Source organism: Paraburkholderia sp. MM6662-R1 (assembly GCF_050436245.1).
GTDB classification, from domain to species: domain Bacteria; phylum Pseudomonadota; class Gammaproteobacteria; order Burkholderiales; family Burkholderiaceae; genus Paraburkholderia; species Paraburkholderia tuberum.
This window is the reverse complement of sequence record NZ_JBNDLV010000001.1, coordinates 2,032,092-2,046,889: the sequence shown is the minus strand read 5'-3', so window position 1 is coordinate 2,046,889 and position 14,798 is coordinate 2,032,092. Positions and strand designations below refer to the sequence as shown.

The following is a 14,798-nucleotide window of genomic DNA, read 5'->3' as shown; positions in this document are numbered from 1 at the left end:
AACCGATTTCAGAAAATTCCTACCCAGTTTTCGCTAAAGGGCCCTGCAATCCTTCCGTTAACCAAACAGAAGGTGCTTCTCGCCGCGCGGGTGCTCGCGCTGCTTGACGCAAACGTTTGCGGCGCGACCGGCGGAATTATCGGCGGCAGTGCTTTTCAACCATGGCCACATAGCCGGAGTAACCATAGATGGATGAAACGAAGAAGAGCGATTTCGGCGCGGGAATTTCACGGCGCACCTTCCTGCATAGCCTCGGCGCGCTCGCGCTGACGGCATGCGGCGGCGGCACCGGCAGCAGCAGCAGCGGCGGCAGCGGCGAAACCGCAGTGGCGCGCGCGTCGACCACGGCGTTGGGCGACGTCGCGGTCACGACGTTCGCGCAAGCGGCGACGGGCGAGCCCAGCGTGACGACGAGCGGCAGCTTCATTCACCCGGGACTTTCGAATGTGCAGGGTGATTTTGACCGGATGGCCCAGAAGGTCGCTGCACAAGCCTCGCCCTGGTTCGCTGGCTGGCAAACGCTCCTTGCAAACGGCCATTCAAACACGGGTCAAACCCTGCTCGCGCAGGCTGAGATTACACGCACGTCGACCGGGGGCAGTTACCCGCATCTCATGCAGAATATCGCAGCCGCCTACGCGAATGCGTTGTACTGGAAGGTCACCGGCGATACCAGGCACGCCGATCAGGCCGTCCAAATAATGAATGCATGGTCTTCGACGCTGCAGGACATTGCCGGAGACACGAACGCGGCGCTCGCGGCGGGCATCTACGGGTACGAGTTCGCCATTGTTGGCGAGATCATGCGCACCTACCCCGGCTTGTCGGCAGCCAACCTTGCCGCGTTCCAGTCAATGATGCTCAATGTCTTCTATCCGATCAACGTCGACTTTCTCAACCGACACAACGGCACGGACATCACGCACTATTGGGCCAATTGGGACCTTTGCAACATTGCATCGATCATGGCGATCGGCGTGCTTTGCGACGACCAGACTCTGTTCGACGAAGCGGTCAACTACTTTCTGTTCGGAACGGGCAACGGAGCGATCCGGCAAGCCGTCTACTACCTCCATCCCGGCTACCTTGGGCAGTGGCAGGAAACCGGGCGAGACCAGGGACACACCACGCTCGGCATTGCGCTGGGCGGCATCATCTGCGAAATGGCCTGGAATCAGGGCATCGATCTCTACGGCTTCGACAACAATCGATTCCTGGCAGGCGCGGAGTACGTCGCAAAGTCCAATCTCCATCAACCGGACGGCACGACGTTCTATACCATGCCTTATGTGACGTATTCCAACGTGGACGTCACGCAAACACAGTTATCGACCGACTCGCAGCCTACGCTCCGTCGATGCTGGGCGCTCGTGTACAACCACTACGTCAATCGAAAGGGGCTAGCGGCGCCGTGGACGCAACAGATGGCGCTGCTGATGCAGCCGGAAGGCGGACCCACGGGCAACGTTAGCGGACCTTTTGATCAGCTCGGCTACGGCACGCTCACTTCCACGCTCGATCCGGGGACGCCGGCCGCCGCGCCGAGCGGGCTCACGGCCTGGTCGACCGCGGGACAGGTTGTGCTGTCGTGGTGGGGCGTGAGCAATGGCACAAGCTATAACGTGAAGCGCGCCGCAACAACGGGTGGTCCGTACACGACGGTCGCCACCGGTATTACCGACCTGCTGACCTACACCGACAGTCCGTTGTCCGGCACATGGTACTACGTCGTGAGCGCGCAGACGCCTTCAGGCGAAAGTGCGGATTCGGCGGAAGCCGTCGCCGTAACGGCGGTGCAGTTGCATACCTACTTGCCTTTTGACGAGACGAGTGGTACGAGCGCCGCCGATTCGAGTGGCAATGGCCACACGAGCGCGCTCGTCGGCGGTGTCACGCATGTGGCGGGCAAGTCCGGCAATGCAGTTTCGCTCGATGGTGTCAGCGGCTATGTGAGCCTACCAGACAACATCGTCGCCGACCTGTCTGATTTCTCGGCTGCGGTTTGGGTCAACTGGAAAGGCGGTGCATCCTGGCAGCGCGTATTCGATTTCGGGTCCGGCACCGGACGCTACATGTTCTTATCGCCGAAGGCAAGCGGTGTCAATGTCATGCGCTTTGGGATCACGACAAACGGCAGTCACGGCGATTATCACCTCGACGGAACCGCGGCATTGCCGACAGGCCAATGGACACACGTGGCCGTGACACTCTCGGGCTCAACGCTGACACTCTATGTCAACGGTGCTGCCGTGAAGAGTCTGAGCAACGTCCCATTCGCGCCGTGGCGCATTGGTCCAACCGCGCAGAACTGGGTCGGGCGTTCTCAGTTCCAGGAAAACCCGTACTTCAACGGCTTGGTCGACGAGTTCCGCATCTATCGCGGCGCGCTGTCCGCCAGTCAGATCGCTGCACTGGCGCAGGGCTCACTATCCGTCTGAGCGATCGTCCTGTGCCCTGGCCAGCGATTGGTCTCGCAACGACATGCCTTCCTTCACCGTCAGCTCGCGTCCGCAGCGCGAAATACCGATGTGGTCGAACAGCTTGTGCGTGTCAGTTCATGCAGGGGTGTAACCGGCGGCTGTGGGGTTCCGGCAAGGTGCGCTGTCGCGGCCTCGCGAAGAACGCCACGCGCGCCTTCACCGCACTGGCGTCAGGGCGCGGCTCAGAAACCGCCCAATTCGGTAACATGGACGAGCTGGGCCGCGCCGCTCATGAGGGCGGCGTTTTTGTAAGGGGTACGAAACCGGTCGAAGGATTCGACCGCGGGCGGTCAGCCCTGGCGAGCTTGCAGTTCGCCGAGCCCGAGCAGGGTGAGCCAGTGCGGGTGTGGCTCATCGGTCATCAGCTCGCGCGGGCTCCTGCCTTTGCGCTCGGGTCGGGGTGCCGTCAAGATTCGGACGTTGACGTGCGTTAGCGGCGGGATTGTCAGGTTTAAGTCTGGAATTTTGAGGAGAAGCCGTCAGGTAATGTCGGAAGCACGACCTACGCTCGTTTGACATAACACCTGATCCCGAACGCATAGGGAGGAACCAAGGATCGTCGCCGTAGAGCGGCCGCTTTGTAGTGAAGTTATGACGTTCGAGAAAGTAAACTGAAAGGCAGTAACGGGTCGTGTGCTGCCGGCCGCCGTCAGGCAGGGACCGGCCACTTTGGGACATTCGGCACGCCCCCGTAGATTGTTGACAATCGGCAGGCCGTCATTGACTGCATCGTTTTCGTTGGGCAATATACTTTTATGAACTGCACTGCTCTCAACTTCGTGATGTGCACCATGACCGCCGATGGCGAGCCGTGGGAGTCGTGACGTTCAAAGATCACATGTAGACTTTCTCAACGGCCCCGCCAGTCATGACGGGGCCGTGTCTTTTCATTCGCTCCGAATTGCATTGGCGCAAATAGGAGTGAATGCATGCATTACAAAAAGCGCAATCCCGTTTCTCGGAACCTTTCGGACGTGGCGACTTGGCCGCTCGAGTCGAGGAGCGCCGCATGCTGACCATACGAAAAGCGACCTGCGATGACGTGTTCGATGCGTGGCATATTCGTAAAACCTCGGTGCATGCTGCATGCGCCGATCACTATCCCGCAGCGGCTCTCTCGGCATGGGTCAACGGTACGCCCACCGAGAAATGGGCCAGCGTCGTTGAACGTGACTTCTATGTTGCTACGGATGAGGAACTAGTCATTGGTACAGGAATGCTCACGGTGGCAAATGGCCAAGTCGACGCTATCTTTGTGCGGCCCTCTCACATGGGGCATGGCATTGGGCGTGAGATGCTGCAATTTCTCGAATCGTTGGCCGGCGATCACGGCGTTACCACGATGCACCTCGATGCAACGCTGAACGCGGCACCTTTCTATCGTCGCTGCGGTTGGTCGGGCGATTCGGTTTCGACGTACCGCACCGCGCGTGGACTGGAATTGGCTTGCGTGCCGATGACGAAGCGTCTCGCCGTCCCGGTGTAGGTTGCCCCCGGGCCGACGACTGCCACTCGCGTCGGGCAGCGGTCGGCCATGAAGGGACCTTCGATGCGACCTAGCGAATCATCGACAATCCGGGTTATCGTGGTGAGCCGCGAGGGCGCGGTTCTCGCACGCCTACTGTCTAAATTCAAAGCGAGGCGAAATGGAAACCGATTGGAAGCTAATACGCGATGTCATTAATTCAGCGATCGATAGCTGTGAGTCGTTGGAACAAGCGGGCTATGCGGAACAGCACCGAGGTCGGACGGTGGAGGTCAACGGACAGCGGGTAAGCGTACAGGATTTTTTGGTAAGCGCATGGACCTTACCCGAAAACGCGCGCTACGAAGTGATTCGCCAGCGGCATGAACAGGGCCTTGACCAGCCCTACGTCCCCGAGTCAGCAAGAATCCTGACTGCTGTTATCGCGGCCTGTGCCGAATTGATCGGTGCGGGGGAAGCACCACCAGGGGGCGACATGGTGCATGGCATGGCCAACTGGTATCGAAATCATTTCGACCCAAAGGTGAAACACGCAATCGCTGCTGAGGAATGAATTGATCCTGGTGTTCGTCGCACGGTCGGCCAGCGAGAGCTGAGACCGGGTCCGGCCAACTTCGGACGTTCGACAACACTGTACAGATCGCCGACAATCTGAAAATTCATGTCTCTCCGCCATTCTTATGCGCATCGAATTAACCGATAGTCCTGACGAGCGCGATGAAGCGTTTGTGATCGCTCAGACCCGAGCGTATAACGCAGCGTTCACAACGGAAGATGTCCGTTCATTGTGCGTTTTCATTCGAGACGATGAAGAACGCGTCATTGGCGGAGTGACGGCGAAGACATATTGGGAATACCTCGAAATACAGTTTTTGTGGGTCCACGAAGACCACCGCGATAGAGGTTTGGCATCGGAGTTGATGGTAGCAGCCGAGACAGAAGCAGCGAGGCGAGGCTGCAAGCATGCGTTTTTAGATACGCTTAGCTTTCAGGCTCTTGGTTTCTACAGGAAGCTTGGCTATTCGGAATTCGGTCGCCTTTCAGGATTTAGTGGCCAGCATGAACGCCACTTCTTGTGCAAAGCGTTGGGGCTCTCGCCGGACGAACAAGGCTAGCGGCACCGTTCGGGCCACTTTCGGCCGTTCGACAAGGCCGTTCAGATCCGCGACAATCGCCTCCGATGCCGAGGTTCGGTTTTCTATCTCAACGGTTCGACTTTCCTATGCGGGTGGCATTTTGAATAACGAGAGCTACATCGGTTGGTTAAGACAGAAGGTCGGTAATGGTTTGATACTGAGCCCGTCGGTTGGGGCCGTGATTCACGATCACGAGGGCAGACTTCTCTTGCAAGAGAAATCTTCGGATGAGGCTTGGAGTTTGCCAGCTGGGGCAATTGAACTGGGTGAAAGCCCCCAAGAAGCAATTGCCCGGGAGGTGATGGAAGAGACCGGCTACGCCATCCGCATTCATGGCATTCTCGGCGTCTTCGGCGGCCGAGCATTCCGGTACACGTATCCCAATGGCGATCAGGTTGAATACGTTGCGACGTTGTTTCAGTGCAAGATCACTGGCGGTTCCGGAATTCCTACCGACACCGAAACCAAGTCCACCCGGTATTTCAAAAGGCACGAAATGCCCGAACTGGCATTACCGTATTCGATCGACGATTTGTTCCGCAAGTTCTAAAAGCTGATGGCAAGTCAGCTACGCGTGATCGGCAGCGGCCGGCCAGGAGCGGTCAGTCAACATAGCAGCTCGAATCGCTAACAATCTGGGCTGACTATCGAGGCGACGCAATCCGGTTTCTGATGCACAGAACGGTGGGGTTACCCGGGAAGCCGTTAAACTGTTGGGTTTTGTCGAGCGCGTGGCGGCATGAGGGAGCGCCCTGCGCAACTACCAGAATGAATTTAGTTCGGGCGGCACTAGCTGGCCCAACCGCCAAGTATGGAATTTAGAAAAGACATAAATGGCCTGCGCGCGATCGCGGTTATAGCAGTTGTTCTCTTTCACTATGGCGTCAGGTATTTCGACGGTGGATATGTCGGCGTAGACGTGTTTTTCGTCATCTCGGGCTTCCTGCTGACGTCGATCGCACATGGCAGACTCCAAAAGCGCCAATACTCCGCCGTTCAATTCCTGTTGAACCGTCTTCGCCGGATATTTCCAGCCCTTTTGATGACGGTGATCGGATGCTGGATATGGGCGACGCTGTTCTACCTGCCCGATGACTTCAGCAGGCTTGTTCGGAACGGCACGGCGGCGCTTTTGTTCCGGTCGAACTACGCGTTCCTCGGCGACGCGGGTGGATATTTCGCGCCCGACGCGCGCTCGAACATTCTTTTGCATACGTGGTCGCTCGCGGTTGAGTCTCAGTTCTACCTCATGTTCGCGATCACGTGCGCGCTGTTCTGGCCAGCGGCCGGGGCGAGGCGGAAGGCGGCGGGATGGTTGCTGTTTGGCGTTGTCGGTCTATCGTCGCTGGTATGGTGTGTCGTCCATACGCCTGCGCATCAGCCGAGCGCCTTTTACCTGCTATGGGGCCGCGCGTGGGAGTTCATGGCTGGGTCGGTGGTGGCTCTGCTCCCGGCCAGACCGCGTCGCGGCGCTGCGAACCTCGTGGCGGTTGTGGGCGCGGCCCTGTTGTTGGCCGCGGTATTCGATCTTCGCGCGGACGATGTCTATCCCGGTTGGAGGGCGATCCTTCCTGTCGCGGGGACCGCGCTCATCATTTATGCGGGTGAAGGTTTCCTGACGAAGGTTCTTTCCAGCTGGCCGCTTCAGTTTCTCGGCGCAATTTCCTATTCGATTTATCGTAAGCGCACGATCCAGCACACGGAATTGACGTCCCTGGGTGGTGGGGAGATGGCGTCTCACGACAGCGCGTCGATTGGTGAAGTTCGCGCCAATGCGCTGGTCAAATCAAACGGGGTTGCGTGCTGCAGCCGTGAGCTTCGCGAAGTTGAAGGGCAGCAGGTCTGTGACATCGGCATCCGGTGCTCGTTGCGGCAATTCGGTCAGCACATGCACGAGATATGCGTAGGGTTCGACATTGCAGGCTCGACACGTGAGCATCAGGCTGTAAACGATTGCGCTCGCTTTCGCCCCGGCAACAGTGTCACTGAACAGCCATGAGGATCGGCCTGTACAGAATGGTCTGATGTCGCGCTCGATGACGTTGTTGTCGACGGCGGCACGCCCGTCGCTCACGTAGCGGCAGAGATACGTCCACTGGTTGCGTGTATATGAGATTGCCTTGCCCAGCAGGCTTTCTGGCAGAACCTGCGGCGCCTGTTCGTCCAGCCACTTTCTGAACGCTTCGAGTAGTGGCACGCTGTGCTGCTGGCGCAGCCGGTATGTGTAGTCAACGCGCGTCTCGCCTTCGGGCATATCGGCTTTGGCCAGCGCCTCGACCTGATACAGCGCCTTGAAGTATTCCAATGCCTGCCCGGCGCGGCCGCCGGGTTTTTTCATGCCCTTGAGCGCGTCGACGAAGGCCCGACGGGCGTGAGCCAGGCAGCCGAAGTGGGTTGGTCCTTCGAGCGTACGCCAGGCGGCGTATCCGTCCGTCATCAGCAGATCTTCATAGCCGGCGAGGAATGCCTGAGGATATTCCTGCCCCCGCCCCGGCTGATAGTCGAACAGTACGACCGGCTCCGCACAGTCTTCGGCACTGCGGTAGACCCACATATACGATGTGCTCTGCGCGGTCTTGCCGGGCTCCTTGAGCACCTGCACCGTTGTCTCGTCGCCATGGATCAACGGCTGCGACAGCAGCGTCTTGCGCAATGCCTCATAGAGCCGGCGGTAATGCAGTTCAGCGGGCCGGATGATCCAGTTTGCCAGCGTGCCACGTCCGACTTCGATGTCTGCGCGCGCCAGTGCGTGAGCCATCCGGTATAGCGGTGTCCCGTCGACATACTTGCCGGCAGTAACGGTGGCGATCATCGCCGCACTGGCATTGCTGCCCGGCAATGGCTGCGCTGGCATCGGTGCGGTGATCACCGGCGTGCGTTCGGCATGGCGTTCGCAGTGGCGGCACGCGTACTTGAAGCGCACGTGCTGCAGCACGGACGCCTTCACCTCGATATGCAACTGTTCGCTGACCTCTTCGCCCATGCGGTGAAGTGCGTGTGCGCAGCATGGACAGATCTTCTGCTCTTCGGGCAGGTCGTATTCGATGCGCTGACGTGGCAGGTGCGCCGGCAGTGGTTTGCGTCCGGGCCTGTTCCGTGCCGCCCCGGGTACATCTGGCAGGCCAGTATCGGGCAGCGCGAACGTGCCTTCGGCATCGCCGGCGTCATCGTCGTCGTGGTCGGTGGCGGCGATCTGTTCGGCCTCGTCGAAGACACGAGCCCCGAGCTTCTCGCTACTCGGCGCGAAGCGCTTGCTCTGCGCCAGGCGGAACTGCTCCTCCAACTGGGCAATCCGTTCGCCCAGCTGCCGGTTGCGTGCCTCGAGTTCACGGATATAGGCCTGGGCGACCGACGGCAATCGGGAGAAGTCGTCTTCGTTCATGCTCCCAGGATAGCGAATGATTGCGCGCGACGGGTTTACGGGAATTTGTAACCGTCCACCCGCCCGTTGTTTTTACTGGGAACGCCCGGCGTTCAGCTCGCGTGACGGTACCGCCGTGCCGGATGGCGGCGCACTGCGTCAACGTCAATGCCCTCAAGGAGCCAATGCAGCTGTTCGGTCGTCAACTCGATCACAGCCTGTTGCCGACGTGGCCAGACGAAGTGGTCCTGCTCGAGGCGCCGCAGCATCAGCCAGAAGCCGGTGCGCTCGTAGAACAGTAACTTGACCCGGTTGCGTCTGCGATTGTGGAAGGCAAACACGGCACGTGCAAATGGGTCGAGTTGCATGGACTGCTCGACCAGTGCCACGAGGCTATTGATACCGGCACGGAAATCGATCGGCTCACGATGCAGGAAGACCTTAATGTTCGCCTCGAACCGGAACATCATTGGGCTCTCAGTGCGGCAATCATCGCGCTCACCAGTGCGGCGTCGCGCCCTGAGCATTCGAGCTCAAGCTTTACACCGTTGGGCAATCTGGCCGACAGGCGCGCAGCTTGTGTCGCCGGTGGCGACAGATCTGCGCGATCCAGTTCAGGCGTCGGCTGCGCAACATGTGTCGTCGGCGCCGCGTCGTCGATCGCGACGACCGGCACGAAGGCCGACAACCCGACAGCAGTGTTGAATCTCGCGGAGGAAGTCGACTGTTCGCGCAGCCGAACCCATTTGCGCAACTGGTTGGCGTTCACCCCAGCCTTCAGGGCGAGGCCAGACAGCGATGCGCCTGGCTGCAGGCAGGCGTCGACCAGTCGTCGCTTGTCTGACGGGTGGAAACTGCGCTTGCCGCCGACACCAACGCGTGTCACCCGCAAGGGCAAAAAGGTCAGGTCATTCTCGGTCATGGATTGCGTCCGCAAGTTTGGGTTGCGGACGCAATCGTGGACCTTCTCAAAGGCAGAAGCTAGGTGCGTGAAAACTAGCGCTTACGATTTATCTATGGCATTGGCCGATCCTGCTCATGTTTCGAGAGCGTGCGGGTGCCGAGCCGTCGCCCTTGCAGGCGGCGCTTCTGATTCTTGTTTCGATCGTGGCTGGATGGCTTTCCTACCAATTTGTCGAGCAACCGGGGCGAAAGCGGTTGCGCAATGTTCCCATCACTATCTTGCTGGCGGCTTGCGTCGCCTCTGGCTTCGCCTTCACTGCGGTTCTCAACAAAACGGACGGCCTGCAAGGCAGGCTACCGCCGTACCTTCGCGCCGCGTCGACGGCCATGAAGAGCGAGGGACCGCGCTCGTATGAGTGTCAAAGAGACGTGGATGGTACCAAGCATTCGCCAGGCGATTTTTGTAGTTTGGGCGGCATGGCGTCGGGCGCTAATCCGACGATCATGCTGTGGGGTGACTCCTTCTCCAACATGGTCCAACCAATTGTAGACGGTGTCTCAGCTGAGACGCACGTTCCCGGCATAGTTGCCACGCTGGGTGGATGTCCTCCGTTCAGGGGAAAGGTTTTTCCGGGTTCCGGGGCGGAGATTTTTCCGGGGTGTGAGCGATACGCAAACTTCGCCTTTGATCACTTCATGGATACACCGTCGATCAAGCTCGTCGTGGTGGCGGGTGACTGGCAACGATATGAGTCCATCTACGAAGGGAACGTGTTGAAGGATATCGCAAAGGTTCTAGCAGCTCGTGGTGGAAAGATGGTGCTCGTCACTGCGGTGCCGAATCCTCGGGGCGATTCGCCGCGCGATTGGGCTCGTATCCAGGTTGCGGCGGGTCACGAAATATCCGACATGACTATTTCTCGAGCGGGGCAAGCGGATATCGTCCAACGGGGCAATCAGATTGCCGACATTGCGAAGCAGGTTGGCAATGTAACCCTCGTTGACCCATTCGACGCGCTTTGCAATCAGCAAGTGTGCTTTACAGTCAAGGACGGAGTAGGGCTGTACAAAGACACCGACCATCTGACACAAGACGGCGTGAAGCTGCTGGCTCCGCGTCTATCGTCAGCGATACGACAGGCTCTGGTGGACATCGGCGCGGTCGAGAAGCTGTGAGCAAGTGCTTTGAAGAATGACTGCAACAAGTTAGCGCTAAAGCGGCCTAACTTGGTTCTCAGACGGAATGAGACTCCGGCTCGGATAAGCGTCTTGGTCCGGCCTGTCTAGATGGTTTGAGTGTCCGCTACGAAGAAACGCTACCGTCCCTTGTGGGTCGTCCTATGCCACATGCATCAGGCAGGGCGCGGCCAGCTACGGACGCTGACCACCGCTTTCAAGCGGACATCCGAACGTCGAATTTGCCCCAGACAGCTGACCTTCGCGCGCGGATTGCCAGATAGAATGCGCCCTAGCTGCACGATCCGATTGTCGATTTGTTCTGTTGATGGACCGGCTGGATGAAGGCTACGAACCGCCTGGGTCGCTTTAAGCCTTCCATGGCTTCGGCAGCCCGGACAGGATATTCTTCTTTGTCACCCAATAGGCGCGCACGGGGCGGCCTTCTGACTTGACATGGAAACTCGCCGCACCGGGCGGACCACAACTGGACGGAAACCAGCGATGCGCACCAATGGACCAACGAACTGTCGCCCGCCCGTATGCCATTGAGCCACTTGTTGTTACCGCCGGAGCCGCCCAAGCTTGCGCCGGGCATCGTGCACAGCAATTTCAGCGTGCAAGGCGACGCCCGTCACAGCTTCCTCGCCTGGCAGGAGCGCATGAATCCGGTCTACGACATCCAGGCTGCCTCGAAGCACGGTGACGAGACGTTCGACGCGGCGCTTTCTCGCTACACTATCGACAATCTGAGTTTTTTCGATTTCCGCACCAGTCCCAATCTGGCCGTGCGGTCGCTGGGACGAGTGTCGACGGAAAGCATACGCGACGTTAGCTTCAGCGTGTTCCTGAAGGGTCTGCCCGGCCAATTCCTGGGCGGCAAGCAACGGCGCGACGCACCGCAGTTATCTTCCGGGCCGACCATCCTCGCGCTGGACATGGATCAGCCGTGCACAGTCCGGAGTTTTCATAGCCGGATACTGCTGTTCTTTGTGCCGCGCGCCCTGGTCGAAAAAGCGTTCCCCGACGCCGCGTCGCTGCATGGCCGCCAGGTCGAAGCCACGACGCCCTTGACGCGCATGCTGATTGCTCATCTGGTCGCGCTCAATCGACAAATCGTCGGCCTGAGCAAAGACGAGGCACATCAGTCTTTTCTCACCGCGGTCGAACTGCTGGCCGCGGCATTCAGCCGACAAGCGGGCCTATCCGGTAACGCTCGCGCTGCGGTGCGCGCCGCAGCGTACGGACAAGTTCGGCGCTATGTCGAGGCCAATCTGCACGACCCGGATTTGTCGCCTGACAGCGTGTTGGCGTCGCTTCATTTGTCGCGCGCCAGCGTGTACCGACTGTTCGAGCATGAAGGCGGCCTGGCCACTTATATCGCCAGCCGCAGGCTGCGAATGGCGGCTGATGAACTGGTCCGCTTTCCTCATCTCGAAGTGCAGGACATTGCCTCGGGGCTTGGTTTCAATAGTGCGTCGAGTTTTACGCGCGCATTCCGTCGCGCCTTTGATATCGCGCCGCGGGACTTGCACGGGTATGCCCCGCTGCTCCGACGCGAACAGGACAGGCTGGAGCGACATGCTACCTGGCCGGCGGCAGGCACCACATAAATGCGCAAGAAGGTTGAGCACGCGGTGCTATTCGACTGCGGTGACTCCCGCGCCGATCGGACTGCGGTCTGTAAAGTCAGGTTGCCGGGAGCGGGTTGTAGCCGCGGCATAAATCGGCAGGAGCCGGCCAGGAACAATGGGATGGACTCCTCCTCACCCGACTGGTACACGGCGCATGATTAGCGGCGTACTTGACCGGTCCACAGGGAGGAACCCTAGATGGACATTATCCGCGAGCGCCCGTTTGCCGGATCGGAATCGCCACCGTGTTCTCTTATCGGCCCCCAGGCTGACGTCCGGTTTTCCCCGGCCGGCGTCAGGCAGCGGTGCGGTTGCATATGCTGACCGATGCGTGCCGCTTGAGCAGGTCGAGGAGCCGGAAGACCCGGCGCCGCTGAACGGCTACAAGGTCATGTGTTTCCGCCAACCTGCCAAGGCGCCTTTCCCAATACTCGTGATCGAGCCCACGAAAAGTGTTTTCAGCGTTCACGCGCGTGACGTACTGGGCTATGCGTTCGAAGTGGTCGAGCTGCGCGTCGGCGAGGCTGGCCGGCAACAGGCCCCCGTCCGTCGAAGTCGGTTGTTTTTTTGTGCTGCTCATGGCTATCTCTGATCGTACGTCTAGCACCTTCCGCCAAAGCGATGCCATGGCCAACGTTCGCCCACGACATCGCGACGGCCCCTGAGTTTTCCCGGGCAAATGCGGGAGTCCCTTATCTGGTAAAAAAGCCTTCTTCCGTACGACAATACCGCGGCTTCCTTGGTACGCTTTACCGTGTGTCTCACAAACTTCCTAGGGGCCGTGCAAATCGCGTGTCGCCTGATACGAACGCGGCGTCGCGTGTCAGATTCACCCGTAGAGCCCCTTGATTGACAAAATGTCCTCGGCCCGTCATTTCAGTGTGAGGGCAGGCTGCCGCATCGGCGCCGATCGGCCACAACCTGCCGTTCAGCAAGTGGGGAAACCTGCCGTTTGAACGGCCGTACTACATCCGAAACCTGGCAGACGAGCTACGCGCACAATACCGCCATTGCCGACGGTCAGTGTGTGCGATCGTAAGGCAGCGAAAGGCCGCTTTACCGCGCCCACCGAGGGATCTGTGGCCCAAACCCGGAAACGCCCGTCCAGCAAGGCGCACCCGGAAATGGTGAGGGATGCCTAAACAGTTTTTCACCCACAACCGGCGCGTTTTTCCTAGAGCCAATTGCCTGGCCAGGTACTTTTAGCGGGACACGAGGAAAAATCTGGCGGATGATTTCGCCGCACGCCAGTTAGTCTTGATCCTGTCCGCCACGCGTTGCGCGGGTCTGTATCTTCATGGACTTGTTGTTCCAGCCCTGTTCAATCGTCCTCAGCCGCTGCGCCTCGACGGCCATTCACGCGTCCACGCCAGTGATCCCTCCAGGTCACCGGCGGGCTCTTTTTTGCGCGCAGACTTTCACGCACCGCTTGCCTGCCTAGCCCACGTATGCAGCGACTTGAGCCGTTTGATGGTTGGTCCAAGCGCCTCCATCGGATCGCAGTCCGCGTCCAGCGGCGTCGAGATCGTCAGATGCGGCGAAATCTCCATGATTTTTTTCTCACCAGATGGGGTCCGTGTCACGACCTGTTCGGCGCGTCCACGATACTGTCGTGTGGCGTCGAGACAGCCAAGCGCTTCGGTCAGCATGGCCTGCCACTTTTCCGGCGTAAGGGCATCCAGCGGCAGTTCCTCACCGCCAATCCATTGCTCCGCGATGGCTTGTCGTGAAGCGCCCTGCCAGGCGTCGCGCGAAAAGCGCAGCATGAGGGACCCAGCCTCAGATAGACATTCCGCCAGCCCCGGCAGCCGCGGTGCAGTCTGTTCCGACTGGATCAGTGTCGTGATTGGCCAGTTCCTGTAAGTCACGCCTTCGAGATTGACACCCATCCGGATCTGGCTCATCTGTGGGTATACCGCCAGATTCCACTGCACGCCTTTCGCGGCATCGCTGATACCGAAATAAGGCTTGCTGCGCTGGTTGAACAGTTCACCCCTGACGCCCAGCATTTCCACGAAACGCAGGAGCAGCGGCAGATATGGATCGATGCGTGCGGAGTGAGTGTTGCGCGACGTGCGCGCCTTTTTCGTCCTTTCCGCTGTGGCGGGCGCGACAGTGACGGCAATCTCCGGGGTGCGTTCGAGTACACGCAGGATTCCGGCCATTGCCATATCCGCGCTCACGAAAAACACCTCGCGTCCCGGCATGCGATGTGCCGACAACTCGTCGTGTGCCAAGCCTTCGAGGCGCATGCAGTCGCTCACGCCGATGTTGTGTGTGACCTCCCAGACGAAATCGCCCGTGGTCGAATCATTGTTGATCTCGGCGCAGCGGTCGGCGGGCGTGCGGCCCGTGCGGCCGATCTTGCAGACCTCAAAATCGCGGTTGCCTTTTGGGCCGAGCACGTAGATATAGCCCTGTTTGCTATCGTTGTCCTGCATGATGTGTCCTGTCATGAAAAGCCCGGACGGATCCGGGCAGAAAAGGGTTTGTTGGGGGCCATGCCGTTCTTGTCTTCCTGGTCGTCAGCGGGCTCTTTTTTTGCGCGCGGTTTGCGTCAGGATTTCAGCCAGCGGCTGGCGGCCCACCCCGCGCCACGGGCGCGGGCGCGGGCATCCCAGT

At 59.6% G+C, this 14,798-nt stretch carries 12 protein-coding genes and 1 pseudogene; 8 read left to right on the top strand and 5 right to left on the bottom strand.

The window, feature by feature from the left end; all coding sequences use genetic code 11:
- Window positions 1–188 precede the first annotated feature (188 nt).
- From OKW39_RS09595 to OKW39_RS09570, 6 genes and pseudogenes are all read left to right on the top strand, one after another.
- A complete protein-coding gene (locus tag OKW39_RS09595; protein WP_429562510.1) occupies window positions 189–2,438 on the top strand; it encodes a LamG-like jellyroll fold domain-containing protein in 2,250 nt (749 codons plus the stop codon).
- Between the two features lie 1,051 nt (window positions 2,439–3,489).
- Window positions 3,490–3,966 (top strand): GNAT family N-acetyltransferase, encoded by a 477-nt coding sequence (locus OKW39_RS09590; protein WP_429563478.1) that lies wholly within the window; start codon window positions 3,490–3,492, stop codon window positions 3,964–3,966.
- A gap of 160 nt (window positions 3,967–4,126) precedes the next feature.
- Window positions 4,127–4,519 (top strand): hypothetical protein, encoded by a 393-nt coding sequence (locus OKW39_RS09585; protein ID WP_429562509.1) that lies wholly within the window; start codon window positions 4,127–4,129, stop codon window positions 4,517–4,519.
- A 127-nt stretch (window positions 4,520–4,646) separates the two neighbouring features.
- On the top strand, window positions 4,647–5,081 hold the full coding sequence (locus OKW39_RS09580; RefSeq protein ID WP_429562508.1) for a GNAT family N-acetyltransferase: 435 nt from the start codon (window positions 4,647–4,649) through the stop codon (window positions 5,079–5,081).
- Window positions 5,026–5,652: an NUDIX domain-containing protein gene (locus tag OKW39_RS09575; RefSeq protein ID WP_429562507.1), complete on the top strand. Its 627-nt coding sequence runs from the start codon at window positions 5,026–5,028 to the stop codon at window positions 5,650–5,652. Before OKW39_RS09580 ends, OKW39_RS09575 begins: the two co-directional genes overlap by 56 nt.
- Window positions 5,653–5,913: 261 nt before the next feature.
- A pseudogene (locus tag OKW39_RS09570) lies at window positions 5,914–6,720 on the top strand (acyltransferase family protein); the annotation flags it as partial.
- 168 nt (window positions 6,721–6,888) lie between these two features.
- Here the strand turns inward: OKW39_RS09570 and tnpC are convergent.
- The 3 genes from tnpC to tnpA all read right to left on the bottom strand — a co-directional run bounded on the left by tnpC (window position 6,889) and on the right by tnpA (window position 9,385).
- Window positions 6,889–8,484, bottom strand: a complete 1,596-nt coding sequence (gene tnpC, locus OKW39_RS09565) for an IS66 family transposase (protein WP_429562207.1) — start codon at window positions 8,482–8,484, stop codon at window positions 6,889–6,891.
- A 92-nt stretch (window positions 8,485–8,576) separates the two neighbouring features.
- Window positions 8,577–8,933 (bottom strand): IS66 family insertion sequence element accessory protein TnpB, encoded by a 357-nt coding sequence (gene tnpB, locus OKW39_RS09560; RefSeq protein ID WP_165572787.1) that lies wholly within the window; start codon window positions 8,931–8,933, stop codon window positions 8,577–8,579.
- Window positions 8,930–9,385: an IS66-like element accessory protein TnpA gene (gene tnpA, locus OKW39_RS09555; RefSeq protein ID WP_429354897.1), complete on the bottom strand. Its 456-nt coding sequence runs from the start codon at window positions 9,383–9,385 to the stop codon at window positions 8,930–8,932. Before tnpA ends, tnpB begins: the two co-directional genes overlap by 4 nt.
- Window positions 9,386–9,501: 116 nt before the next feature.
- Between tnpA and OKW39_RS09550 the strand changes: the two genes are divergently transcribed.
- Window positions 9,502–10,542 (top strand): SGNH hydrolase domain-containing protein, encoded by a 1,041-nt coding sequence (locus OKW39_RS09550; RefSeq protein ID WP_429562506.1) that lies wholly within the window; start codon window positions 9,502–9,504, stop codon window positions 10,540–10,542.
- A 542-nt stretch (window positions 10,543–11,084) separates the two neighbouring features.
- The gene (locus OKW39_RS09545) at window positions 11,085–12,155 is read left to right on the top strand and encodes a helix-turn-helix domain-containing protein (protein WP_429359795.1); all 1,071 of its coding nucleotides are present in this window, start codon (window positions 11,085–11,087) and stop codon (window positions 12,153–12,155) included.
- Between the two features lie 316 nt (window positions 12,156–12,471).
- On the opposite strand, the gene OKW39_RS09540 is transcribed toward OKW39_RS09545, so the two are convergent.
- Window positions 12,472–12,756 carry a hypothetical protein gene (locus OKW39_RS09540; protein ID WP_128585829.1) on the bottom strand — a complete coding sequence of 95 codons (285 nt, stop codon included), beginning with the start codon at window positions 12,754–12,756 and terminating at the stop codon, window positions 12,472–12,474.
- A gap of 838 nt (window positions 12,757–13,594) precedes the next feature.
- On the bottom strand, window positions 13,595–14,617 hold the full coding sequence (locus OKW39_RS09535) for a GIY-YIG nuclease family protein (RefSeq protein ID WP_429562505.1): 1,023 nt from the start codon (window positions 14,615–14,617) through the stop codon (window positions 13,595–13,597).
- Window positions 14,618–14,798: the final 181 nt, after the last annotated feature.

Bases quoted from the DNA above. Each gene is read 5' to 3' on its own strand.
- tnpB (WP_165572787.1), bottom strand. From the start codon at position 8,933: ATGATGTTCCGGTTCGAGGCGAACATTAAGGTCTTCCTGCATCGTGAG.
- OKW39_RS09575 (WP_429562507.1), top strand. From the start codon at position 5,026: ATGAACGCCACTTCTTGTGCAAAGCGTTGGGGCTCTCGCCGGACGAAC.
- tnpC (WP_429562207.1), bottom strand. From the start codon at position 8,484: ATGAACGAAGACGACTTCTCCCGATTGCCGTCGGTCGCCCAGGCCTAT.
- OKW39_RS09545 (WP_429359795.1), top strand. From the start codon at position 11,085: ATGCCATTGAGCCACTTGTTGTTACCGCCGGAGCCGCCCAAGCTTGCG.
- tnpA (WP_429354897.1), bottom strand. From the start codon at position 9,385: ATGACCGAGAATGACCTGACCTTTTTGCCCTTGCGGGTGACACGCGTT.
- OKW39_RS09595 (WP_429562510.1), top strand. From the start codon at position 189: ATGGATGAAACGAAGAAGAGCGATTTCGGCGCGGGAATTTCACGGCGC.
- OKW39_RS09585 (WP_429562509.1), top strand. From the start codon at position 4,127: ATGGAAACCGATTGGAAGCTAATACGCGATGTCATTAATTCAGCGATC.
- OKW39_RS09580 (WP_429562508.1), top strand. From the start codon at position 4,647: ATGCGCATCGAATTAACCGATAGTCCTGACGAGCGCGATGAAGCGTTT.
- OKW39_RS09540 (WP_128585829.1), bottom strand. From the start codon at position 12,756: ATGAGCAGCACAAAAAAACAACCGACTTCGACGGACGGGGGCCTGTTG.
- OKW39_RS09550 (WP_429562506.1), top strand. From the start codon at position 9,502: ATGTTTCGAGAGCGTGCGGGTGCCGAGCCGTCGCCCTTGCAGGCGGCG.
- OKW39_RS09590 (WP_429563478.1), top strand. From the start codon at position 3,490: ATGCTGACCATACGAAAAGCGACCTGCGATGACGTGTTCGATGCGTGG.
- OKW39_RS09535 (WP_429562505.1), bottom strand. From the start codon at position 14,617: ATGCAGGACAACGATAGCAAACAGGGCTATATCTACGTGCTCGGCCCA.